Consider the following 23,032-nt stretch of genomic DNA (forward strand, 5'->3'; position numbering starts at 1 on the left):
AAATAATTTAAATCTGTACAGGCATTTACTAACTTTGAAATTAAATGTACCTGATCAAATCACCGCTTCTGCTAAAATGGTATTATCCATCTTTGTTGTGGAATAAATCCCGCACCGAAAAAGTTATTTATTTGACCTTTGACGATGGACCTATACCCAATGTTACAGAATTTGTATTAAAAACTTTAAAAGCCTTTAATGCAAAAGCTACTTTTTTTTGCATTGGCGATAATATTGTAAAGCATCCTGAAATTTACGCTAAAGTTATAAAGGACAGTCATGCCATCGGAAACCATACTTTTAACCATTTAAAAGGCTGGAAAACCGATGATGAAACCTATCTCCAAAACACTTTAAAATGCCAGCAACTTACCCAAACCAACCTTTTCAGACCACCGTACGGAAGAATAAAGAAAAGTCAGATTGCGAGTCTTCAGTCCTTAGTCCAAAGCCCAAAGCCAGACTCCAAACTGAACATCGTCATGTGGGATGTACTCAGTGGTGACTTCGACATTAAACTTTCTCCTGAAAAATGCTATCAAAATGTAATTAAACATACCGAGAACGGCTCCATCATTGTTTTTCATGATAGCTTAAAGGCTTTTGACAGATTGGAATATGCATTACCACGGGTTTTAAAATATTTTACGGATAAAGGTTTCACTTTTTCAACGCTTTAGCTTTTAGCGATTGCTATGCCAATAAAATTAATCTGATTACAGGTGCGTTGGACACACATTCCTTTCCTATTTAAAACTTAAAGCGTCCGTAATTGAACAACTATGTTCGTTAGCGGACAATTATTTTTACGGATATTAATCAATACCGTGATTAAGTATATTTTAGCAAACGTTATACTAAAAAGTATAACATTTATAGAAACTTCAATACTTATAACCACCTGAGCATATTTTATTTAGAACATTTCCAAATAATACAATGATCTAAGGATGACCCGAAGAGGTGCTTTTTTTTTGTAAATTCGCAGCTATTAGAATAGAAGTATTACCTTTTAACCAATAAAATCGATGGCTTTTGATATAGACATGATTAAAAAGGTGTATGCAAACTTTGGAAGCCGTGTTGATGCGGCCCGTAAAATTGTTGGCAGACCTTTAACATTATCAGAAAAAATATTGTATGCTCACCTTTGGGATGGCGATCCTAAAAAAGCATTTTCACGCGGAACTGATTATGTAGATTTCGCACCAGACCGCGTTGCGATGCAAGATGCAACCGCTCAAATGGCGCTTTTGCAATTTATGCAGGCGGGCCGTCCACAAGTGGCTGTTCCCTCTACCGTTCACTGCGATCACTTAATTACCGCAAAAGAAGGTGCTTCAATTGATTTGCCTCATGCCAGAACAGAAAGTGCTGAAGTTTTTGATTTCTTATCATCTGTATCAAATAAATATGGTATCGGCTTCTGGAAACCCGGAGCGGGTATTATTCACCAGGTCGTTTTAGAAAATTATGCATTCCCGGGTGGAATGATGATTGGAACCGACTCACACACCGTGAATGCCGGTGGTTTAGGTATGGTTGCTATTGGTGTTGGTGGTGCTGATGCTTGTGATGTAATGGCTGGTTTACCTTGGGAACTTAAATTTCCAAAGTTAATTGGAGTTAAACTAACAGGTAAATTAAATGGCTGGACTGCTGCTAAAGACGTTATCCTGAAAGTGGCTGGTATCTTAACTGTAAAAGGTGGTACGGGTGCAATAGTAGAATATTTCGGTGATGGTGCTACATCAATGAGTTGTACCGGTAAAGGTACCATCTGTAACATGGGTGCTGAAATTGGCGCAACAACTTCAACCTTTGGTTACGACGAAAGCATGGAGCGTTATTTACGTGCTACAAACAGAAATGAAGTTGCTGATGAGGCAAACAAAATCGCAGCATATTTAACTGGAGACAGCGAAGTTTATGCTAATCCTGAAAATTATTTCGATCAGGTTATTGAAATTAATCTTGATGAGTTAGAGCCTTATCTAAATGGTCCTTTTACACCAGATTTAGCTACTCCCGTTTCTCAGATGAAAGTGGAGGCAGAGAAAAATGGCTGGCCTTTAAAAGTTGAATGGGGATTGATTGGTTCTTGTACCAACTCTTCTTATGAAGATTTATCAAGAGCAGCATCTATCGCTAACCAGGCTATTGAAAAAGGATTGGTAACCAAAGCTGATTTTGGTATTAATCCTGGATCTGAGCAGGTTCGTTATACCGCAGACCGTGATGGTTTCTTAAAAACTTTTGAAGATTTAAACGCAACTATCTTTACCAATGCCTGTGGACCATGTATCGGTATGTGGGACAGAACAGGTTCAGAAAAAGCTGAAAAAAATACAATCGTACATTCGTTTAACAGAAACTTTGCTAAACGTGCTGATGGTAATCCAAATACTTTCGCTTTTGTAGCCTCACCAGAAATGGTTGCTGCAATTGCTATTGCCGGCGATTTAGGCTTTAATCCATTAACGGATACGTTAACAAATGATAAAGGCGAACAGATCAAATTAGATCCACCTACAGGTGACGAATTGCCGACAAAAGGTTTCGCGGTAGAGGATGCAGGTTATCAGGCACCAGCTGCCGATGGTTCTGCTGTAGAAGTTTTGGTTTCTCCAACTTCTCACCGTTTGCAACTGTTAGATCCATTTACACCTTGGGAAGGCACCGATTTAAAAGGTTTGAATCTTTTAATCAAAGCTAAAGGAAAATGTACAACGGATCATATTTCTATGGCTGGCCCATGGTTAAAATTCCGTGGTCACTTAGATAATATCTCTAACAACATGTTAATTGGAGCAGTGAACTACTTCAATGATAAGACCGATAATGTTAAAAATAATTTAACAGGCGAATACGGTCCTGTTCCGGCTACACAACGTGATTATAAAGCGGCGGGTATCGGTTCAATCGTAGTTGGTGATGAGAATTATGGTGAAGGTTCATCTCGTGAACACGCAGCTATGGAACCTCGTCATTTAGGTGTTCGTGCTGTACTGGTAAAATCTTTTGCCCGTATTCATGAAACTAACCTTAAAAAACAAGGGATGTTGGGCTTAACTTTCGCAGATAAAGATGATTATGATAAAATCCTGGAAGATGATAAAATCGACATCTTAGGCTTAACAGAGTTTGCACCTGATAAACCATTAACATTGGTGTTACACCATGCAGATGGTACTGAAGAGTCATTCCCGGTTAACCACAGTTATAATGCACAACAAATCGACTGGTTTAAAGCTGGTGGAGCATTAAACATTATCAGGGCAGAAGCTGCTGCCAAAGCCGCGCTTTAATTCAGTCTAAAGTCTTCAGTCAATAGCCTGGAGTCTATCATAATAAAATCCCGTTTTGAGTAAAATCATAACGGGATTTTTATTTTGGTTAAAGCACTAAAGTTGATGTTTAATCTTTTAGATCTGCTGGAAAATAATATACAACCATTCCTAATCCTATATCTGCGATTATCTCCCCCAAATCTGCGGGAAAACATAATAACCATCCTACACTGCGCTTATCACCCTAATCATCGGGAAAATAATGTACATCCCTTCCTAATTCCTATTCTTCAAAAATTCTTCTAAAAGATTTAAATAACTAAAATCGAAAATCAACACAAATCTTTACTGATGACGGCCTTATTTAAACTCATAGCCGCAGTTATAACAGTGGTAGCATTTCTTCGCGAAGAATGGAAGGACAAAAAATATTAGAGACAATACTTTTACCCATGAACTGTGCTTATCTTGTGTTGCCATCCCATAGCTCACATTTAGTGAACCACATTTTTCACAGGCTACACCAGCCGTTTCTTCGGGCGTATATTCACTAAATTCTTGCTGATCGAGTACCGGATATTCGACAGCAAGCAATTCATTTATCGTCATGACGTCTTTTTCAAATACAATCAGCTTTACTCCTCCAATTGCCTGATTATAAAGCGGATTAAGCGTTGCAACATTTTCATCTGCAAGAAAACAAGCAAAACCACTATCTTCCAATCTGGATTTAATAATATTGGCTTCCATTGGATTATAATATGTGCTATGCACTATAGTTTTATCGCTCATGTTGTTAAAATAATGATTATTTGGGAATTAAAAAATTTATATGCGGAAAAATAATGTATAACACTTTATAATGCTATGCCTTTTAATCTGCGTTTATTATTCCTAAATCTGCAGAAAATAGTGTACAACCATACCTAATGCTATAACTCCTTCAATCTGCGCTCATCATCTCCAAATCTGCGGGAAAATAATGTACAACCATACCTAATGCTATAACCCCTTCAATCTGCGCTCATCATCCCCAAATCTGCGGGAAAATAATGTACAACCATACCTAACGCTATAACCCCTTCAATCTACATTGATCATCCCCAAATCTGCGGGAAAATAATGTACAACCATACCTAACGCTATAACCCCTTCAATCTACATTGATCATCCCCAATCACCAGAAAACCCCAACCTAATTCCTTAAAAACTCCTGCCACCAATAACCGGAATATTTAATTGTCCTCACCAGTGTTTTAAAATCTGTGTGCACCAAACCAAACCTGGCATTAAAGCCTTCTGCCCATTCGAAGTTATCCATTAAAGTCCAGACCATGTAACCGGTAATATTGATTCCTTCTTTCTTTGCCTTTAACAAGGCACTTAGATACAGTTCAAAATATTCGATCCGCTCGGCATCTACTATATTTCCATCTGTTAGCTTATCATGGTATGCAGCACCATTTTCACTAATCACCAAATTTTTAATATTAGGATAGGCAGCAAATTGCTTAATAATCCTATAAAAACTATCAGCATTAATCTCCCAACCCATTGCGGTATGCGGTTTCTTTCTGCTCTTCGCTTTAACTTCCCAGGCCTGAATCACAGGGATAAAAGCATTATATTTTATGGTTAGAGGGAAGTAATTTTGCAAACCAATAAAGTCGAAATCAAACTTCATGCGTTCATTTAATCGCCAGGTGCCGTATTCAATTTGAAATTTCTCCAGTACATCCCAGTTTTCTGTCGGGAAACCTAAACCCTGAGCGGGTTCAACAAATAATCTGTTCATTAAACAATCTACCCGCTTGGCAGCCAGGAGATCATTATCGCTATGCGTATAAGGAATAATCTCAGAGCAGGAATAGGTTGTACCAATATTGGCATGTTGAATTTCAGCACGAAGAATCCTGCCCCCGTCTGCCTGTGCAATGGCGGTATGTAAAACAGCAGGAAAAAAATTACTTAATCCGGTTCTGCCAGGTGCATGGATTCCCAGCATGTAACCCAATGATGTGAATCCGAAGGGTTCATTTAACACCAGCCAGTTTTTAACTTTATCGCCATATTCTGATGCACAGCGGCTTACAAAAGCATTAAATGCGGCGTTAATACTGAAACTTGTCCAGCCACCTTCATTTTCCAGTGCCTGTGGTAAATCCCAATGGTATAAGGTAATGCATGGCGTAATACCCAGGGTAAGACACTCGTCGATCAAATTATGATAAAATCTGATTCCCTGCTCATTAACTTCTCCTCTTCCTTCCGGTAAAATTCTGGGCCAGGAAATGGAAAACCTGAATACCTTAAAACCCAAAAGCTTAACAAGCTGAAGGTCCTCATGGTATTGATGGTAGAAGTCGCATGCCACATCCAGTTTATGTCCCTTTTTTATTTTTCCACTTCTGGCAGAAAAGGTATCCCAGATGGAAGGACCTTTGCCATACAGCTGTGCAGCACCCTCTATCTGTGCTGCAGCAGTAGCCACCCCCCATGAAAAATCATTACCAAAATCACTTGCTTTAATCATCTTATCAATTGATTGGGCGTAAGTTGCAAGTTTACTATTAAGAAATCATTAACAATTAAGATGGGATAAAGAATTTTAACCATTTTACAGCTAAATTATTCCCTTCAGATTATGTCAGACGATTTTAGCTAAAAATTAAGTCAAGGTTAATCCAATTTCCTTCAGCAAAATTGCAGCATTAAAAGTAGCACAGGGCCCCTCTTTCAATTTATAATCAAATTTCATCTCACCATTTGCAATTTGAATATCAAAATGAAAATTACGAAGTGTTTGTTCGTGATCATTTTTAAGATCAGCCAATTGCAGATCATGGGTAGCAAAAAGTGCGGGTGTGCCTTCTGCAATCAGTTTTTCTACAAAAACTTTCGATCCAAGGTATTTATCTTGACTATTGGTTCCCCGTAACATTTCATCAATTAGCACGAAGGTATCTGGATCACGAACGACATGATCCAGAATCATCTTCAAACGATTGAGTTCTGCTTTGAAGGTAGAGGTGCTTTCATTCAGCGAATCTTTAATCCGCATGTAGGTATTGATCGAGAAAACGGAAAGACTCATCGATTGTGCACATACCGGTGCTCCGGCATAAGCCAATACCATGTTGATGCCCAGTGTACGAAGGAAAGTACTCTTTCCAGCCATATTGGAGCCTGTTATAATATCTACAGTAGGTTCTGCTTCTAATGAAAAGGAATTGGTTATTCTTATGTTGGGTGAAATTAAAGGATGGCCAACCGCTATGGTACTTAAGGCAAAGGCATCTGTGATTTCCGGGAAAACCCATTCCGGTTCATTATGGGCTGAAGTGGCAAGGGAAATCAATTCTTCAAAATCACCTAGATGATTAAGTGCCGAAATCACATCATCAGATGAAGATTGATACCAATGATTCAGTTGAATGCAGCATTTAAGATCCCATAAAGACAGCGCATTTAGTACGGTGCCGACTACAACATTTAACCTGGTATCAAAACGCTGTATAATTTTAGACAGGCCTTTGATTTCCTGGCTAACGGGTATTTTCGAATGAAATAAAGCGAGGATATAGGTACTGGTCCATTGATGGTTTTCCGTCCATAAAATGGCATCAGCATAACCATTCAGTAAATTAGAACTGCCCCCGAAGCTATAAAACACCCTATTTATTTTTGAGTTTTGGAGCACGGTAATACCAATGTTAATGATCATATATATGGTAAGGACATTCCAAAAGGTACTGTTTAAAAATATTGCGGCTAAGAATATTATTCCGGAAATATAAGGCGTAATGGCAACATAATATTTCAAGATCTTCTTACGAATAAAACCCAGCTGTTCACCTAACTGAAATTTGAGCTGAATTTTAATCTGCTCAATTTTTTCCACATCGTGGCCATGCAGGTTAGCCCTGAAATCGAAAGTATCATCAATTTTAGTCTGCATTTCTTTTACAGCCTCCTGTCTGTCTAGCATTTTGTTCCTGGATGTTTTTTCTGCTAAACTTTTAGCCAGCAGTTCTTTACCATTTTTAGTATAACACCTGTTTATCAAACCATAAAGTGATGCATTTCCAAAAACATCAAGATCAGAGGAATAGGGGTGAATCTGTGATTCAAACGATTTACCATCATCGTAACCATTAACCTTACCGTTTAAAATATTCCATTCATTTTGATAAACCCACAACAGTTCTTTTTGATATTCAATTTCACGATCCAGTTTACTTTGCTTTTTAACAATATAAGCGAATACCAAAACAGGCAATAAGAGTAAAATCTGAAGAAGTGTTCGCCAGCTATCGTCAGCAGAATTAAGAAGCAAAACGAAAAATAAAATTTCGATGAGAAAGAGTCCTATTCTAACCAGAGAGAGCTGATCTATCTGCTTTTTCGTGTGATCAATCCGATGGGTTACTTCACTAATTTTTTGGCTGTAACCAGATATTATTTGTGCTTGCGTTTTTAACATTATCTTTGAATCGCTGAAAATTCTAAAGATAGCAAAATATTAAATGAAGATTACCTTAATAGCCATTGGCAAAACGGAGGATAAATATTTGATTGAAGGAATTGATAAATACATCAACCGCTTGAAGCATTATATTAATTTTAACTTTTTAGCAATCCCTGATGTGAAGAATGTAAAAAACCTGAGTGAAGCGCAGCAAAAGGGTAAAGAGGCAGAGTTATTACACAAACAAATTAATAATGGCGATGTTGTTATTTTGCTGGATGAAAAGGGGAAAAAATATTCCTCTGTAGCCTTTTCAGAATATTTGAACAAACAGATGATTGGCAGTGTTCAACACTTAATTTTTATCATCGGCGGTCCATATGGTTTTGATGAGCGCATATACCAAAGGGCAAATGGATTGATTTCCTTATCCGACATGACCTTTTCACATCAAATGATCCGTTTATTTTTTGTGGAACAATTATACCGCGGATTCAGTATTCTAAAAAATGAACCTTATCATCATGCCTAAGATGAAAGATATGGGAAATGGTAGATGTAAAGGATGAAATTGATATGGATTTGCTTTTCATTAAGCATCATTAAATAAAAAAGATATGTTAGATAAATATAAACGCCAGTACCGGTTCAGAAGTAATCAAAGTGGAAACAGCAGAATGTTATGGATTAGTATTATCATTTCATTGGTAATTGTAGCAATCCTTTATTATTTCTTTTAAACAAAAAACACCAGACAAATGGCCTGGTGTTTTCATCATATCCAAGTGAAAGACTAAACGCCTTTTTTGCTTGTCATACTTGCTTTTTTAGCTGGAGCAGAAGTTTTAGTAGTGGCTTTCGCGCTTGCCGAACCTTTAGTACTTGCAGCTTTCTGTTTTTTATCTGCAGCTACTTTTTCTTCAGCTAAGCTCACTTCCGCCGGAGAACCCGGAGTTTCAGGCGTATCTTCCGTAAATAATGGCAAATCTTTCAATAAGTTATACCAGGTAATGATTTTTTTCATATCCGAAGCATAAACTTTTTCCTGATCATGACCAGGGGCAACTTCTAAAAAGTAAGCGCGTAAATCACCTTTTAAATCAGGAGTTGATCCCTTTTCAGAAATTTTAGTAAAAATATCTGCAAGTTTGATCTCTTCCTCTTCGCCATATACGGTAATATCTTCCAATGAAGCCAATTTTGTATTGGTAATATTGGCTACCACTTTGGTTTTCTGGGCATCTAAACCCTCTAAAATATAACCTACTTTATTTTGTCCAACCAGTTTAAATAATCCTGGTCTGCCGGATACGGCAACAATTCCTCTTAAATTCATAATATATTTGTTAAGCGGTTAGCGGCTGGTGCATCGCGAAATAAACGCTTATCGCCAAACGCTCAACGCAATTTAATCTTCAATTATCTCAATTCCTACAATTTTGTCTCCCTGACGGATATCATCCACAAGATCAACATTTTCAATTGCTTTACCAAAAACGGTATGATTGCGGTCTAAATGTGCCGTATTGGCTCTGCTATGGCAGATAAAAAACTGAGAACCACCGGTATTGCGACCAGCATGAGCCATAGATAATACGCCACGGTCATGGTATTGATTTTCACCATCAAGCTCACAATCAATCTTGTAACCCGGACCACCAGTGCCTGGCATACCAGTAGCACCATCTTTGGAATTCGGACAGCCGGTTTGAACCATGAAATCAGGAATTACACGGTGGAAAGTCACACCATCATAAAAGCCTTCGTTGGCTAATTTTTTAAAGTTTGCAACTGCTTTAGGAGCATCTTGTTCAAAGAACTCAACAGTCATATTTCCTTTTTCGGTTTTTATTATTGCTTTACTCATATCAATTGGGTACTAATTTAAAATTTAACACGTTAAAAAACAGTTCATTTTTTAAGTAAAGGGCAAAAATAACAAAATTGTATCAATCCAATACCATTAAATTTTTCTAAACAGTTTAAATGCGTAATTTTAATAATTTAAACATCTGCATTTTGAGAAAAAAATATTATATCTGGATATTTTGTTTGTGCTGCGCAATTGGTGCTCGGGCATCCTCACTGTTAATTTACATGGATGAAGACCAGAAAAACCACCTGAAAGCCTATGGCATAGCATATTGGACCATCAGCAAGCAGGTAGAAGTAGATTGGCTTTTAAACTACCGTGGAGGCAGTTTCCTGATTAAATACAATAAAAACGTTGAAGATGAATTGAAGATCAGGGGTGTTTCTTACGAGGTAATGGCCGACAGCAAAGTGATTAACCTGTTAAATGAAATCAGCGATCCATCCGTAAATATGGAAATGGTTAAACTGGAAAAGACACCCAAAATTGCTGTATATTCCCCTAAAAGTAAACTGCCCTGGGATGATGCAGTAACGCTTGTGTTGACCTATGCTGAGATCCCTTACGAGGTTATTTACGATGATGATATCATTCAGGATAAATTAAGCAAGTATGACTGGCTCCATCTGCATCATGAAGATTTTACTGGTCAGTATGGCCGGTTCTGGTCTAACTTCAGGTATGCCAAATGGTATCAGGATGATGTTAAAAACCAGGAAGCCCTGGCCAAAAGATTAGGCTTCAAAAAGGTTTCGGAGATGAAACTTGCCGTTGCCAAACACATTAAGGAATATTGTGCTGGCGGCGGCTTTATGTTTGCCATGTGTTCCGGTACAGATAGTTTTGACATTGCCCTGGCAGCAGAAGGGGTAGATATTTGTGCCCAGATGTTTGATGGGGATGGTGTTGATCCAAATGCACAATCCAAACTCGACTTTAACAAAACACTGGCTTTTCAGAATTTCAAGTTGGACAATAACCCAATGAATTACGAATTTTCAGATATTGACGTTACGCAGTTCAGAACGCTGAACCAAAATAATGATTACTTTACCTTATTTGATTTCTCGGCAAAATGGGATTTGGTACCAACCATGCTGACACAAAACCACGATAAGGTAATTAAAGGTTTTATGGGCCAGACCACTGCATTTAAAAAGAGCCTGGTTAAGCCTAGTGTAACCGTTTTAGGCGAAAATAAGGGTGCTGCAGAAGTGAGGTACCTTCATGGAGAAATCGGGAAAGGACAATTTACCTTTTATGGTGGCCACGATCCTGAAGATTATCAGCATGCCGTTGGCGACCCTCCTACTGACTTAAATCTACATCCAAATTCTGCAGGTTACCGTTTGATCTTAAATAACGTGCTTTTTCCGGCAGCGAAGAAAAAGCCGCAGAAAACATAATCAGGCATCTAAAAAGAAAGAATAATACCTCCGATTTAATCATATTCCTGATTTGTATACACTTCACAAAGGTGTATTGAGTCCGTCCTGAGATTATATCTCAATCTTAAATCAATGTAAAAAGACACTGGCAAACAATGCTTTAGCACTGAAATTATCAAAGCATCATACTTTGGCACAGCTTTTGGAAAGAGGCATGTAATTAACAAAAGGTTTCGGCCTTGATTATTTTAAACATGATTTTTTATCTAAGAAAGATATTATGAAAAAGTTACTATTAAGTGCATCAGTGGTATTATTGGCAACGGGTGCTTTCGCGCAAACAACAACCATGACTGGCTCTGATGCTAGATTCGGAATTAAGGCAGGTGTTAACTTATCAAAGTTCCACATGGGCGGAGATAACGCTTTATCAAATGCATACAATGACAATGTAAAAAATAATGTTGGTTTTAATGTTACCGCATTTGCAGATTTTGGTGTGGCAAACAACTTTTTTATTCAGCCAGGCGTTTCCTTACAAAACAAGGGTGATAAGTTTGAATCAGTTAATTCAGCAACTGTAAATAACACAACTACAACTGTTACCACTACGGGAAAAAGAAATTTAATGGCAATTGAAGTTCCAATCAACGCCGTTTTTAGAATTCCTACTGGTACAGCTGGTGCAGTACAAATTAGTGCGGGTCCTTATGTAGGCTTCAACATTTCTGGTAAAAATAAAGGAGATATAACTACAACCGTTACAAACAATACGACGAATACAAGCTCATCGTCAACTGTAGCGAATGACACCGACTTATCTTTCGGTAGTGCAACAAACAAAAATTTTGCTAGTACAGATTTCGGTGCAAACTTTGGTTTAGCTTACCGTACCAATTCTGGATTCTTGGTTGGTGCAAACTATGGTTTAGGATTGTCAAACCTTATCCCTAAAGATTCAAGAGCGAATAACGATAACAAATTGACTAACCGCGTATTGGGTTTCTCAGTTGGTTATTCTTTCTAAGAAAGCGTAAAATTTCAAAAGCCGTTTTGATTCATTTCAAAACGGCTTTTTTGTTTAGAAATTTTAAAGTCCATTATTCGCTATAATATATTACGGCTGAATAACTGGCATTGACTACCTAATTCCTATAATATTTATCAAAGTTGACAAAGCTTATTTACTAAATCATATTCACTTCATGATTGTTCAATGAAATAGTATTTATGGCCTTGTATCAAGGAGCATGAAGAAGCTGCTGATCTACTACAGTCAACACGATTAATTTGCTAGTCGTAAAAATTCCAGCTTACACCAAACTTCAATAAAGCATCCTGCATAGGATAGCGGTTAACAGTATAGTAACCCGGCACAAACAAACCCTGGTTAATGAAGTCGTATTTAATAAACAGGTTGGCCCGTTTTAAATTGGCTTTCAGGAAAACATCAACAATGGGCGTAGATTGGTAAACCGTACTGCTGCCCACATAAAACTGTGCAGTGGCTGGCGAATATGAATAATTGGCATATTCAGAATTGTAGCGCACATCAAAACCAATATTTGCCTTAAGTACCTTAAAAAAGGTATTGTTCAGGTAAAAACTGTTATAGGTATAAAATTCAGGGGTTCTTAAGATTTCATTCCGGTCTGTTTTTTGGTAAGCCAGGTAATTTTCTAAAACAAATTTGCCAAACCGCCACTTTTTGGAAACATCAAACCTGATCAGGCTGATATCTCCATCTACCTGCTTTGGCGCGATGGCATTCGTACCGTTACTGTCATCCATACCAAAATATAAATAATTGCTGGTTAAAAAATACTTCGCTCCTGCTGTAAAATCATATTTGTCATTGATAAACTTGAATGAAAGGTTAGCGATTTTGGTATTCTTAAAGCCTGTATTATCCCAGCGGTAATGGTTACCATGATAATAGTTAAAAAGTTGTGAGGGAGACTGGTTCTGAGCATAAGCACCCAATTCTATCCTCCCTACCGATTTACTCAAAAGGATTTTAGTTTTGGCTTCATATAAATAATCACCGGCATTTTCGCCCTGTAGAATCTGCTGTAAATCCAGGTTAAAATCAATGTTATTAGAGAAGCGATAACCAGCAGACCCTAAAACAGTAATGTTCTGATAAGAAAACTTGCTTTCTTCGTAGGTAAGTCCATTGGGTTTAAAGCCTAAAAACCTGTGCTGGTAATAATCATGACGAATCCCGGCATCAATTTTTAGCTCATTTTTAATTACTGTTGATTTTTTTGGACGTAAGAAGAAACTGTAAATAAATTCATTTTTAAGGTGTTTTACCTTAGTTGAATCATTGGTAAAACTAGCATCTGCCAATCCAGGTGGCATTACATTATTTACATCCAGCTCATTCTTAAAAAAACTGTAATTGTCGCTATTATATTCTACGGTATAGGTTACTTTATTGGTTGGTAAAACGGCATTATTAACATTTGCTGAAGTATCAATCCGGCCCACGTAATAGGTTTGCCTTAAAAACAAAGTATTTTTGCGGTATAAATTCCTGGCTGTATTTAAGTTAACGGCTTCTGCAGTCCTTTCAATTTTCTGATAACCTGGCTCAAATATGTTGGGGTTGGTGTTCGAACCATTTTCATATGCCCGCATGGTATTAAAAATAACGGATGCCCACATATTATATCGTTTACTGGGAGACTGGTACCATGAAAATACGGCAACATTTAAATTATCACCCCGCTCCCTGCGGTAAAAACCACGTGAATCGCCACGGTTAAAATTAACACCAACATTCCAGTTTTTTTTAATATTCTGACTGTGGATCATTTTAAACAGCTGCTCTTTTTGTCCGGCACTGATCAGGTATAAACTCGAATATGGTGCCCTGGCCTGATAATACACAATATCATCCGGAGTTAAAGCGTAATAATCTAAAGAATGAAAACCTACGTCAAAGCCAATTCTTTTGCTTGGCTCATAAAGCAAAGGCCTGGCAGAAAGCCCCATATTTCCATTATTGATGGTTGGGTGTTCCGGCTGTAAAAGCGGGCTATAATTCTGGATATTTGTAGTAGAAGTATCGAGCGGCAGCAATACGATACTGTCTTTACTTAAGCCGAGTTTGGTATAACGGATAAATTTAGCCGTATAGATAATCGAGTCTTTACTATCCAGTTTTTTCCTGATGGAATCTGCTTCCGTTTTATTATTAATGCTTGTTTTTAAATCCTGTGCAAAAGTTTTGTTAATGCCGGTAAGCAGTAAGATGAAAAGAAAAATTTGAGCCAGTTTACCCATCTTACAGTTCAGCAATTAGGCGGGTTAAAATTTCGGTCATTTTAGGCTCTGCCTTTGCAGCAGCAGCTAAAATCTCATCCAGGTTAAAGGGTTGTAAATCTTCCGGGAAACCTTCATCTGTCAGCACAGAAATGGCAAACACCGGCAAGCCTGCGTGGTTGGCAACAATTACTTCGGGTACAGTGCTCATGCCTACAGCATCTCCTCCTATTAAACGAAGGTATTTATATTCTGCCTTGGTTTCCAAATTCGGACCTGAAACAGCTACATAAACGCCTTTATGGCATTTTATATCTACTTCTTCAGCAATCTTTAAGGCCTTTGCAATGACATCACGTTTGTAAGGTTCACTCATATCCGGAAAACGCGGACCCAATGAACTTTCAATTAAGCCCCGTAAAGGGTTATCCGGCTGAAGGTTGATGTGATCTTCAATAACCATTAAATCGCCTTTTTTAAACTCGGGATTCAGTGAGCCTGCAGCATTAGACACGATTAAGTTTTCAATACCCAATCCTTTCATTACCCGAACCGGGAAAGTAATTTGCTGCATGCTATAGCCTTCATAATAATGCAGACGCCCTTGCATGGCGACTATTTTCTTACCGTTTAAGGTTCCAAAAATTAACTTACCGCTATGAAATTCTAAAGTAGAAATAGGGAAATTCGGAATATTCGAGTACATCAGCTGATGTTCGATTTGTATTTCCTTCACCAGGCCACCTAAGCCAGTGCCTAAAATAATACCAATTTCGGGCTTAAAGTTTTCGGTTTTACGTTTGATGTATTCAACGGTTTCTTCTATTGCTCTTAACATAGTTTAAAATAAGTTCATCAAAGGTAATCTTATCTTCCTCAAATAATTCAACCTCGATGGGTAAAAAATATACCGGTAAATTTACCAGTAAATCTTTAAATCCCGCAGCTTTTAAACGTTTGCTATCCTTTTCTGTTGTGATGATGATTTTTTCTTTTCTATTACCCGATTCATAAGCTGATTTAAACTTTTTGATATCATCCGTTTTAAAGGCATAATGATCAGGAAATTTTTCATGTTTAATGGTTTTCGTATATTTCTCCAGTTCCTCAATTAAAGGATCCGGATTGGCAATACCGGTTAATAAATATATTTCAAAATCCCTGATTGTTTCCAGCGATCGTTGCTCTTCTGTATACAGCTGTTTCAGATCACCATATTTCAGGTAACTATGCAATACTTTCTGGGTATTATTGGGTTGCAGTTCATTTATGGAAGCCTGTTGGGCAACATGTAACAAAGGCACCGGAGATTTGGTGACCAGTAAAACCTCGGCCCTTTTCCGTGATGAAAAAACATCTCTTAAGTTTCCGGCGGGAAGTAAAAACTGTAGGGTTCCCAGCTTGCGGAATTCAAAAAGCAATATATTCAATCCTGCCTTAACGGGGCGATGCTGAAATGCATCATCCAGGATAATGAGGTCATGACCATCTTTTAATTTTTCGATGCCCTTAACCCGGTCCTCACAAACGGCCACCGTGATGCCCTCAAACTTCTGATAATACTGTAAAGGTTCATCGCCGATGCTTTTTGCAGTTGCCCGGTCATCAGCTAATATAAATCCTTTCGTTTCCCTTCCATATCCCCTGCTGAGTATGGCGATTTTATAACCTGCCAGCAACCTCACCAGATATTCTGTTGTAGGTGTTTTCCCTGAACCACCAACGGCCAGGTTACCCACGCAGATTACAGGCAAATCAAATTTAACTGAACTTATAATACCCCAATCATACAGTTTTTTACGAAGCGTAATGGCAATCCCATAAATAAAAGAAAAAGGCAGAAGTAAGAGGCGCAAATAATTAAGTAGCATCATGATGTGTTCAAAATTACTGATTATTTAAAAAAGAAAAGTACCGCGTTATGGCGATGCCTATTAAAGCAACCCCAATCCAACAAAAAATGTTTTTCCAAATGTTTAGCTGATTTGCTGAAACGGATTTATTCAGAGACAACATGAAAGTCTGTTTATAGAAAAATTTATCTGTACCATACCGCGCAAGAAACATTTTATAAAACGATGTCTCAACATCATGAATATTTTACTGGACAGAGAAATCTGATGAGGTTAAAAAATAATCTGATGCAAAACTTTACGTAATTGGCCCGTATTTTTATTATCATTGTTATCATCAAATGCAGCATCATGTCTCCAAATAAACGTTTAGTGGTTGGCCAGGGCCAGATCAGTGGCTATATTTCTATATTCCTTGCCATTTTAGTCCTGCTTGGGATATTATGTTTTCATTACCCCGAGAAGCTGACTACTCCAGAATTTCGAGAGATTTACACTAAAGACAGTATGGAAGTCTTAATGCTAGGGGGCGTAATTGCTTCATTCTTTTTCGCTGCTTTAAGTATTATTTTAAGCAAGAAACTTAAATGGGGCTGGCCGGGTTTCGCACTGGCGGCGCTGGCGGTTATCCTGGGTGCCTTGAGTGTGGAAGGCAGGGATGTAGCCAAATCAGGCTGGCATTTTGGCCTTGACTGGATGATTCTGGATTTACTGCTGATGGTTGCTATTTTTGTTCCGCTTGAGCTATTCTTTCCAAAGAACAATGAACAAACCAAATTTCATGAAGAATGGCGTACCGATTTAACCTATTTTGTCATCAGCCATTTGTTTATCCAGTTTTTCGGAATCATTACCCAAAAGCCTGCTGTGTTATTTTTCGGCTGGATAGGATTAGATAAATTACATACCTGGGTACAAGGCTTACCTTTCATCGTGGCCTTATTTCTTGCCTTTTTTACTACAGATTTATTTCAATACTGGGCGCATCGCTTTTTCCATACCCGTGTGGCGCTGTGGCGTTTCCATTCCATCCACCATTCTACACAGCATATGGATTGGCTGGCCGGTAGCCGAACCCACTTTATTGATATCTTTTTTACCCGGGCCATGACGTTCATTCCTTTGTACGTCCTTGGTTTTTCCGCAACGGTATTTAATGTGTACATCATTTTTATCGCCATCCATGCCGTATTAATCCATGCGAATACCAGAATTAATTTCGGGCCGATTAAATATATTTTTACTACGCCGCAATACCACCATTGGCACCATTGTGAAGATCCTAAATATTACGGACATAATTTCGCATCTATTTTCCCCTTTATCGATATGATGTTCGGAACCTATTATTTGCCGAAAAATGAGTGGCCTGCGGGTACAGGCGTACATGAGGCATCATACCCAAAAGGATTTGTCAAGCAATCCATTTATCCTTTTACCAAAAGTCCGTTTGATACTGACTTAAATATGGAGGAAAGAAGCGACAGATAAGTTTGATCTATCGCTTTCGTTTAGCATTTGATTGATGACTTCAAACATTCTTCATTTAATTACCTTAAATTGCGGAATATGTTTGATGCCGATGTGATGATTATTGGAGGAGGCCTTGCCGGGTTGGTGAGTGCCATTCATTTATCGCAGGCAGGCAAGAGGGTAATTGTGATCGAAAAAAATAACTATCCGCATCATAAAGTTTGCGGTGAATATGTTTCGAATGAGGTATTGCCATATCTTACCACCTTAGGCGCAAATCCGGCCATTTTAAATCCAGCAAACATTACTAAATTTGAAATGAGCACACCAAAAAGTGCCCTGGTACATGCTGATTTACCTTTAGGTGGCTTTGGGTTGAGCCGTTTTTCATTTGATCATTTCTTACAGGAAAGGGCAAAACAATCAGGCGCGATCCTTATCCATGACACCGTTGTAGATGTAGTTTACGAGGATGAAATCTTCACCGTTGTAAGCAAAGATAATCGCTACAAAAGCCGTATTGTAATTGGCGCCTACGGCAAAAGATCAAACCTGGATCTTAAACTGGAACGTCCTTTTATAAAAGAAAAATCTGATTGGCTGGCTATAAAAGCACATTATACAGGAGATTTCCCAAACGATCTTGTTGCGCTGCACCATTTTAAGGGTGGCTATTGCGGGGTATCAAAGGTAGAGCATCATTTTATTAATATCTGTTACCTGGTTAACTACGCTTCCTTTAAAAAGTATAAGAATATCAAAGAACATCAGGAAAATGTATTGTTTCAAAATCCACATCTGAAAATGATCATGGAAAACAGCACCCTGCATTTTGATGTGCCAATGAGTATCAGTCAGATTTCCTTTGAACAAAAAGAATGCGTCAGAAACCATATTTTAATGGTTGGCGATACTGCCGGATTGATTCATCCGCTATGCGGCAACGGAATGGGCATGGCCATCCACGCGGCCCAAATCGCCTGTACACTAATTTTAAAGTTTTTAAATGGAGAAGTGACCACACGAAAAAATCTGGAAAATGCCTATACAGCCGAATGGAAACTTCATTTTAATTCGAGATTAAAAACCGGGAAGCTCCTTTCAGGGTTACTAAGAAAGGAAGGCCTGTCTGAATTTTTAATCAATGGTTTGGCTAAATTCCCGGCACTTTTGCCTGAAATCATCAAACGTACACATGGAAAACCCATAACAATAAATTAAATGCCGGTAAACACCAGAACCAGAAGCAATGAACCCGAACTGATGGATGATTTTGCACTTGAGGGGGAGATATTGAGGGATGCACTTGACAAAATTGCCAGCATAAATAAACTGCTGGGCGGAAACAATGTAACCCTGCATGGTGTTAAAACTTTAATTACTCACCTGCACACTCAGAAAGAAATATCCATTCTGGACGTAGGTTGCGGAAACGGCGATATGCTGAGAACATTGGCAGACTACGGACAGAAAAACAATATAAACTTTAAGCTGACGGGTGTTGATGCAAATGCTTTCACCATCAAACATGCTGAGGGCTTGTCTGTAGCTTATGAAAATATCAGTTATGACTGTGTTGATATTTTTAGCGATGCGTTTAAAACTAAAGATGTTGATATCATTTTATGTACATTAACCTTGCACCATTTTAAGGATAACGAAATTTTAGCCTTAATGCATGCATTTCAGCAGCAGGCTAAACTTGGCGTTGTGATTAATGATTTACACCGCAGCAAACTAGCCTATTATTTATTTGATGCGATATGTTTTGTATTCAGGCTGAATGACATGTCAAGAAAAGATGGACTGGTTTCCATTTTAAGAGGGTTTAAAAAAACTGATCTGCAGCGATATTCATCCACATTAAAATTTAAAAATTTCAGCATCCGGTGGAGATGGGCTTTCCGTTACCAGTGGATTATAAAATCAATATGAGCGTAAAAATTAAAGCCGTTAGCAAAGCCTTACCACCTTTTAACCGTGCCACTGAAGAGATTGTACCGTTTCTGGATGCCTGGCTAACCGGGCAGGACGAAAGGTTTATCCGGAAAGTGAAGAAGATTTTCGAAAATGCAGCGGTTAATAAACGCTATTCGTTCATGTCGCCGGAAGAGGTTTTTAGTGATGCTTCATTTGAAGAAAGAAACAAAATCTATATTAGAGAGGGGATTAAACTGGGTACGCAATGCCTCACTGATGCTTTGGAAAAAGCCAATTGGAAACCCGGAGACCTGGACTTTCTGATTACGGTGAGTTGCACCGGGATTATGATCCCATCTTTGGATGCTTTTTTAATCAACGAGTTAAAACTCCGTCAGGATGTTGTTCGCCTTCCGGTAACCGAAATGGGTTGTGCTGCCGGTGTTTCAGGAATGATTTATGCCAAAAACTTTTTAAAGGCAAACCCCGGCAAAAGAGCAGCAGTTGTTGCTGTGGAATCACCAACGGCAACTTTTCAGTTAAACGATTTCTCCATGACCAACATTGTAAGTGCAGCTATTTTTGGTGATGGTGCAGCTTGTGTGTTATTATCTTCACATGAAGAAGATGAAGGGCCTGAAATTATCGCCGAAGAAATGTACCACTTTTACGATGCGGAACACATGATGGGTTTTGACCTCACCAATACCGGTTTAAAAATGGTTTTGGATATTGAAGTTCCGAATACGATAGAAGCACATTTCCCGGATATTATCCATCCTTTTCTGGCTAAGCAAAACCTGAAAATTGATGACATTGATTATTTAATCTTCCATCCGGGAGGAAAAAAAATTGTACAGATGGTAGAGGGTTTATTTGGTGCGCTCGGAAAGAATATTAATGACACCAAAGAAGTTTTGCGCCTTTACGGGAACATGAGTAGCGCAACTGTATTATATGTTTTAGAACGTTTTCTGGATTCAAAACCTGCCAAAGGAGAAAAAGGCTTAATGCTGAGTTTTGGTCCGGGGTTTTCAGCACAAAGAATTTTAATCGAATGGTAAAAATGACAAGCAAAGAAATAATAACCCTACTGCCCTATTCAAAGCCATTTCTTTTTGTTGATGATATCGAAAGCATCAACGAGGATGGTGTAAGAGGTTCTTTTACTTTCGATCCGGAACTAGAATTTTACAAAGGTCACTTTAAAAACAACCCGATCACACCTGGCGTTATTTTAACGGAAACTATGGCGCAGATTGGCCTGGTTAGCCTGGGGATTTTTTTGCTATCGGCTAAAGAAGAGGACTTTAATGGTCAGGTGGCGATGACATCTACCAATGTTGAGTTTTTACGACCTGTTTTTCCGGGAGAGAAAGTAAGCGTTGTTTCAGAAAAAATATATTTCAGGTTCAATAAACTGAAGTGTAAAATCACCATGCAGAACCTGGCTGGAGATAAGGTTTGTTACGGGGAACTGGCTGGGATGTTTATCAAAAATGCCAATGGATAATCGAGTCGTCATTACCGGGATGGGTGTAGTTTCACCAAATGGCATTGGGTTAGATCAGTTTCTATCCGCCATACAAAATGGTACTTCAGGGATTAAATACCAGCAGCTTTTAAGCGACCTGAAATTCTCTTGTCAGATTGCCGGCTTACCAGACGTACCTGCTGAACTTGCTGCTCAATACTTCAGCCCTTTGGAATTGCGTAATTTTAACAGCACGGGCATTTTATATGGCGTAATCGCCGGCATGGATGCCTGGAAGGATGCAGGATTGCCTTTAAATGATACAGATGAGCCCTTCTGGAATTATGGAATGGTTTTCGGTGCCGGCACTTCCGGAATTGACCGCTTCAGGGAAGCCATTTACACCATTGATAAACTCGACATCAGACGCTTGGGTAGTACCGTGGTGGCTCAAACCATGAACAGTGGGGTAAGTGCATACCTCTCAGGAAAAATAGGACTGGGAAATCAGATTTCCACCAACTCATCTGCCTGCTGTACCGGAACAGAAAGTCTATTAACGGCTTTCGAAAGAATAAGGAGCGGGCAGGCAAGCGTAATTCTCGCTGGTGCCACCAGTGATAGTGGTCCATACATTTGGGGCGGTTTCGATGGTATGAAAGTGTGTACTTACAAGCACAATGATAGCCCTGAAAAAGGTTCACGACCAATGAGTGCCAACGCAAGTGGTTTTGTACCGGGAGCTGGCGCAGGTGCTTTGGTGGTAGAATCATTAAGCCATGCCAAAGCAAGAGGGGCAAAAATATATGCAGAAATTTTAGGTGGACATGCCAATTCCGGCGGACAAAGAGGTGCTGGAACGATGACTGCCCCAAACTCCACAGCGGTGCAACGCTGTATTGTAAAAGCACTTGAAAATGCCGAAGTTGAAGCAGCTGAGATTGATGCCATTAATGGCCATTTAACGGCTACCGCAATGGATGCATTGGAAATTAAAAACTGGACAATGGCACTTAATAGAAAAGGGATTGATTTCCCTTACATTAATGCTTTAAAAGGAATGACAGGCCACTGCTTAACGGCATCTGGCAGTATAGAATGTGTAGCCTCCGTGCTGCAGATCCATCATAATTTTCTTTTTCCAAATGTAAATTGTGAAGATTTAAACCCCGCCATTACGGCGTTAATCGATGCAGAAAAAGTTCCGCAAAAAATGAAATCAATAAAAATCAATACCTTAATTAAGGCAAGCTTCGGTTTTGGCGATGTAAATGCCTGTATTATTTTTAAAAAATACGCACATGAGTAACGAAGAAATTATCCATAAACTAAAGCCAATCATCACCACTTATGCACCGGCTTCCGCGGCATTGGAAAACCTGAGCGAAGAGTCTGATTTCATCAAAGATTTAAACATCAACTCAGCCAATTTGGTAGACATCATCTTAGATGTAGAAGAGGCATTCGGCATCAACATTGATAACGCCTCTATGGAAAAAATGTTAACTGTGAAGGCTTCCATTGAAGTGATAAAAGAAAAACTAAGCGAAATTGATCGGTAACGACATTGTAGATTTAGATTTAGCGAAAGTACAAAGCAACTGGCGACGTAAAGGCTATCTGGATAAAATTTTTAGCCCAAGCGAACAAACCTTAATTGCGACCGCAAACTGTGCTGATGAAATGGTTTGGCTCTTATGGAGCATGAAAGAAGCGGCTTACAAAATACATAATCGTAAAACAGGTATTCGAAATTTCGCTCCGGCAAGCCTGGCCTGTAAACTGACTTCTGCTCATGATGAGGTAAATGGTTCGGTTACTGTTGATGGCCAGGTGTATTTCACGAAAACGAGTGTTTTGCCAAATTATGTGCATACGATTGCTGCTCCGGTTTGTGATCAGCTTAGTAAAATCAGCATCACCATTTATTCGCAACCCCACCACCCGGCGGATTATAAAAGTATGGCTCCCGGCTGTGTAAGCCATCATGGGCGGTATCTGGCTTTGGTGTATTAAAGAGAAG

The 23,032-nt window shown here is 38.7% G+C and carries 21 protein-coding genes; 13 read left to right on the forward strand and 8 right to left on the reverse strand.

The window, feature by feature from the left end; genetic code table 11:
- Nucleotides 1-44 precede the first annotated feature (44 nt).
- Both OQX64_RS17905 and OQX64_RS17910 read left to right on the forward strand, forming a co-directional pair.
- Nucleotides 45-680 (forward strand): polysaccharide deacetylase family protein, encoded by a 636-nt coding sequence (locus OQX64_RS17905; protein ID WP_265819805.1) that lies wholly within the window; start codon nt 45-47, stop codon nt 678-680.
- A gap of 348 nt (nt 681-1,028) precedes the next feature.
- Entirely contained in the window at nt 1,029-3,308 is a 2,280-nt protein-coding gene (locus tag OQX64_RS17910) for an aconitate hydratase (protein WP_088301983.1), read from the forward strand.
- Nucleotides 3,309-3,650: 342 nt separating this feature from the next.
- Here OQX64_RS17910 and OQX64_RS17915 read toward each other — a convergent pair whose 3' ends face one another.
- The 3 genes from OQX64_RS17915 to OQX64_RS17925 all read right to left on the reverse strand — a co-directional run bounded on the left by OQX64_RS17915 (nt 3,651) and on the right by OQX64_RS17925 (nt 7,773).
- Nucleotides 3,651-4,082 (reverse strand): putative signal transducing protein, encoded by a 432-nt coding sequence (locus OQX64_RS17915; RefSeq protein ID WP_265819806.1) that lies wholly within the window; start codon nt 4,080-4,082, stop codon nt 3,651-3,653.
- A 403-nt stretch (nt 4,083-4,485) separates the two neighbouring features.
- Nucleotides 4,486-5,823: a GH1 family beta-glucosidase gene (locus tag OQX64_RS17920; RefSeq protein WP_265819807.1), complete on the reverse strand. Its 1,338-nt coding sequence runs from the start codon at nt 5,821-5,823 to the stop codon at nt 4,486-4,488.
- Between the two features lie 135 nt (nt 5,824-5,958).
- Nucleotides 5,959-7,773 carry a MutS-related protein gene (locus OQX64_RS17925; protein ID WP_265819808.1) on the reverse strand — a complete coding sequence of 605 codons (1,815 nt, stop codon included), beginning with the start codon at nt 7,771-7,773 and terminating at the stop codon, nt 5,959-5,961.
- 43 nt (nt 7,774-7,816) lie between these two features.
- On the opposite strand from OQX64_RS17925, the gene rlmH reads away from it, so the two are divergent.
- The gene (gene rlmH, locus OQX64_RS17930) at nt 7,817-8,290 is read left to right on the forward strand and encodes a 23S rRNA (pseudouridine(1915)-N(3))-methyltransferase RlmH (protein ID WP_265819809.1); all 474 of its coding nucleotides are present in this window, start codon (nt 7,817-7,819) and stop codon (nt 8,288-8,290) included.
- A gap of 261 nt (nt 8,291-8,551) precedes the next feature.
- Here the strand turns inward: rlmH and OQX64_RS17935 are convergent, their stop codons facing one another.
- Nucleotides 8,552-9,094, reverse strand: a complete 543-nt coding sequence (locus OQX64_RS17935; protein ID WP_088301978.1) for a DUF5606 domain-containing protein — start codon at nt 9,092-9,094, stop codon at nt 8,552-8,554.
- Nucleotides 9,095-9,166: 72 nt separating this feature from the next.
- Nucleotides 9,167-9,625: a peptidylprolyl isomerase gene (locus tag OQX64_RS17940; RefSeq protein ID WP_088301977.1), complete on the reverse strand. Its 459-nt coding sequence runs from the start codon at nt 9,623-9,625 to the stop codon at nt 9,167-9,169.
- A 230-nt stretch (nt 9,626-9,855) separates the two neighbouring features.
- Between OQX64_RS17940 and OQX64_RS17945 the strand changes: the two genes are divergently transcribed.
- Nucleotides 9,856-11,037, forward strand: a complete 1,182-nt coding sequence (locus OQX64_RS17945) for an asparagine synthetase B (RefSeq protein WP_265819810.1) — start codon at nt 9,856-9,858, stop codon at nt 11,035-11,037.
- Nucleotides 11,038-11,299: 262 nt separating this feature from the next.
- On the forward strand, nt 11,300-12,046 hold the full coding sequence (locus OQX64_RS17950; protein ID WP_088301976.1) for an outer membrane beta-barrel protein: 747 nt from the start codon (nt 11,300-11,302) through the stop codon (nt 12,044-12,046).
- A gap of 266 nt (nt 12,047-12,312) precedes the next feature.
- On the opposite strand, the gene OQX64_RS17955 is transcribed toward OQX64_RS17950, so the two are convergent.
- From OQX64_RS17955 to lpxK, 3 genes are read right to left on the reverse strand one after another with little or no spacing between them, the layout of a single operon-like run.
- Nucleotides 12,313-14,325, reverse strand: coding sequence for a putative porin (locus OQX64_RS17955; RefSeq protein ID WP_253249044.1), 2,013 nt, complete (start codon nt 14,323-14,325; stop codon nt 12,313-12,315).
- A complete protein-coding gene (locus tag OQX64_RS17960) occupies nt 14,312-15,127 on the reverse strand; it encodes a purine-nucleoside phosphorylase (protein WP_265819811.1) in 816 nt (271 codons plus the stop codon). The genes OQX64_RS17955 and OQX64_RS17960 overlap by 14 nt, the downstream gene beginning before the upstream one ends.
- Nucleotides 15,099-16,163 (reverse strand): tetraacyldisaccharide 4'-kinase, encoded by a 1,065-nt coding sequence (gene lpxK / locus OQX64_RS17965; protein WP_265819812.1) that lies wholly within the window; start codon nt 16,161-16,163, stop codon nt 15,099-15,101. The genes OQX64_RS17960 and lpxK overlap by 29 nt, the downstream gene beginning before the upstream one ends.
- 330 nt (nt 16,164-16,493) lie before the next feature.
- On the opposite strand from lpxK, the gene OQX64_RS17970 reads away from it, so the two are divergent.
- The 8 genes from OQX64_RS17970 to OQX64_RS18005 all read left to right on the forward strand — a co-directional run bounded on the left by OQX64_RS17970 (nt 16,494) and on the right by OQX64_RS18005 (nt 23,025).
- Complete coding sequence (locus tag OQX64_RS17970; protein WP_265819813.1) at nt 16,494-17,633, forward strand: sterol desaturase family protein; 1,140 nt, start codon at nt 16,494-16,496, stop codon at nt 17,631-17,633.
- Between the two features lie 78 nt (nt 17,634-17,711).
- Entirely contained in the window at nt 17,712-18,836 is a 1,125-nt protein-coding gene (locus OQX64_RS17975) for an NAD(P)/FAD-dependent oxidoreductase (RefSeq protein WP_265819814.1), read from the forward strand.
- Nucleotides 18,837-19,550 carry a methyltransferase domain-containing protein gene (locus tag OQX64_RS17980; RefSeq protein ID WP_088301972.1) on the forward strand — a complete coding sequence of 238 codons (714 nt, stop codon included), beginning with the start codon at nt 18,837-18,839 and terminating at the stop codon, nt 19,548-19,550.
- Complete coding sequence (locus OQX64_RS17985) at nt 19,547-20,599, forward strand: type III polyketide synthase (RefSeq protein WP_265819815.1); 1,053 nt, start codon at nt 19,547-19,549, stop codon at nt 20,597-20,599. The genes OQX64_RS17980 and OQX64_RS17985 overlap by 4 nt, the downstream gene beginning before the upstream one ends.
- A 2-nt stretch (nt 20,600-20,601) precedes the next feature.
- Nucleotides 20,602-21,048 carry a 3-hydroxyacyl-ACP dehydratase FabZ family protein gene (locus OQX64_RS17990; protein ID WP_265819816.1) on the forward strand — a complete coding sequence of 149 codons (447 nt, stop codon included), beginning with the start codon at nt 20,602-20,604 and terminating at the stop codon, nt 21,046-21,048.
- On the forward strand, nt 21,041-22,318 hold the full coding sequence (locus OQX64_RS17995) for a beta-ketoacyl-[acyl-carrier-protein] synthase family protein (RefSeq protein ID WP_265819817.1): 1,278 nt from the start codon (nt 21,041-21,043) through the stop codon (nt 22,316-22,318). Before OQX64_RS17990 ends, OQX64_RS17995 begins: the two co-directional genes overlap by 8 nt.
- On the forward strand, nt 22,311-22,571 hold the full coding sequence (locus OQX64_RS18000; protein WP_088301971.1) for an acyl carrier protein: 261 nt from the start codon (nt 22,311-22,313) through the stop codon (nt 22,569-22,571). The genes OQX64_RS17995 and OQX64_RS18000 overlap by 8 nt, the downstream gene beginning before the upstream one ends.
- Nucleotides 22,561-23,025, forward strand: a complete 465-nt coding sequence (locus OQX64_RS18005; RefSeq protein WP_265819818.1) for a 4'-phosphopantetheinyl transferase superfamily protein — start codon at nt 22,561-22,563, stop codon at nt 23,023-23,025. The genes OQX64_RS18000 and OQX64_RS18005 overlap by 11 nt, the downstream gene beginning before the upstream one ends.
- Nucleotides 23,026-23,032 lie beyond the last annotated feature (7 nt).

Source organism: Pedobacter sp. GR22-10, assembly GCF_026239715.1.
Lineage (GTDB): Bacteria > Bacteroidota > Bacteroidia > Sphingobacteriales > Sphingobacteriaceae > Pedobacter.

Excerpts from the sequence above, each read along its gene's own strand:
- rlmH (WP_265819809.1), top strand. The coding sequence starts at position 7,817 with ATGAAGATTACCTTAATAGCCATTGGCAAAACGGAGGATAAATATTTG.
- OQX64_RS17975 (WP_265819814.1), top strand. The coding sequence starts at position 17,712 with ATGTTTGATGCCGATGTGATGATTATTGGAGGAGGCCTTGCCGGGTTG.
- OQX64_RS17950 (WP_088301976.1), top strand. The coding sequence starts at position 11,300 with ATGAAAAAGTTACTATTAAGTGCATCAGTGGTATTATTGGCAACGGGT.
- OQX64_RS17985 (WP_265819815.1), top strand. The coding sequence starts at position 19,547 with ATGAGCGTAAAAATTAAAGCCGTTAGCAAAGCCTTACCACCTTTTAAC.
- OQX64_RS17920 (WP_265819807.1), bottom strand. The coding sequence starts at position 5,823 with ATGATTAAAGCAAGTGATTTTGGTAATGATTTTTCATGGGGGGTGGCT.
- OQX64_RS17960 (WP_265819811.1), bottom strand. The coding sequence starts at position 15,127 with ATGTTAAGAGCAATAGAAGAAACCGTTGAATACATCAAACGTAAAACC.
- OQX64_RS17910 (WP_088301983.1), top strand. The coding sequence starts at position 1,029 with ATGGCTTTTGATATAGACATGATTAAAAAGGTGTATGCAAACTTTGGA.
- OQX64_RS17970 (WP_265819813.1), top strand. The coding sequence starts at position 16,494 with ATGTCTCCAAATAAACGTTTAGTGGTTGGCCAGGGCCAGATCAGTGGC.
- OQX64_RS17905 (WP_265819805.1), top strand. The coding sequence starts at position 45 with ATGTACCTGATCAAATCACCGCTTCTGCTAAAATGGTATTATCCATCT.
- OQX64_RS17995 (WP_265819817.1), top strand. The coding sequence starts at position 21,041 with ATGGATAATCGAGTCGTCATTACCGGGATGGGTGTAGTTTCACCAAAT.
- OQX64_RS17940 (WP_088301977.1), bottom strand. The coding sequence starts at position 9,625 with ATGAGTAAAGCAATAATAAAAACCGAAAAAGGAAATATGACTGTTGAG.
- OQX64_RS17945 (WP_265819810.1), top strand. The coding sequence starts at position 9,856 with ATGGATGAAGACCAGAAAAACCACCTGAAAGCCTATGGCATAGCATAT.
- OQX64_RS17935 (WP_088301978.1), bottom strand. The coding sequence starts at position 9,094 with ATGAATTTAAGAGGAATTGTTGCCGTATCCGGCAGACCAGGATTATTT.
- OQX64_RS17925 (WP_265819808.1), bottom strand. The coding sequence starts at position 7,773 with ATGTTAAAAACGCAAGCACAAATAATATCTGGTTACAGCCAAAAAATT.
- OQX64_RS17980 (WP_088301972.1), top strand. The coding sequence starts at position 18,837 with ATGCCGGTAAACACCAGAACCAGAAGCAATGAACCCGAACTGATGGAT.
- lpxK (WP_265819812.1), bottom strand. The coding sequence starts at position 16,163 with ATGATGCTACTTAATTATTTGCGCCTCTTACTTCTGCCTTTTTCTTTT.
- OQX64_RS17990 (WP_265819816.1), top strand. The coding sequence starts at position 20,602 with ATGACAAGCAAAGAAATAATAACCCTACTGCCCTATTCAAAGCCATTT.
- OQX64_RS17915 (WP_265819806.1), bottom strand. The coding sequence starts at position 4,082 with ATGAGCGATAAAACTATAGTGCATAGCACATATTATAATCCAATGGAA.
- OQX64_RS18000 (WP_088301971.1), top strand. The coding sequence starts at position 22,311 with ATGAGTAACGAAGAAATTATCCATAAACTAAAGCCAATCATCACCACT.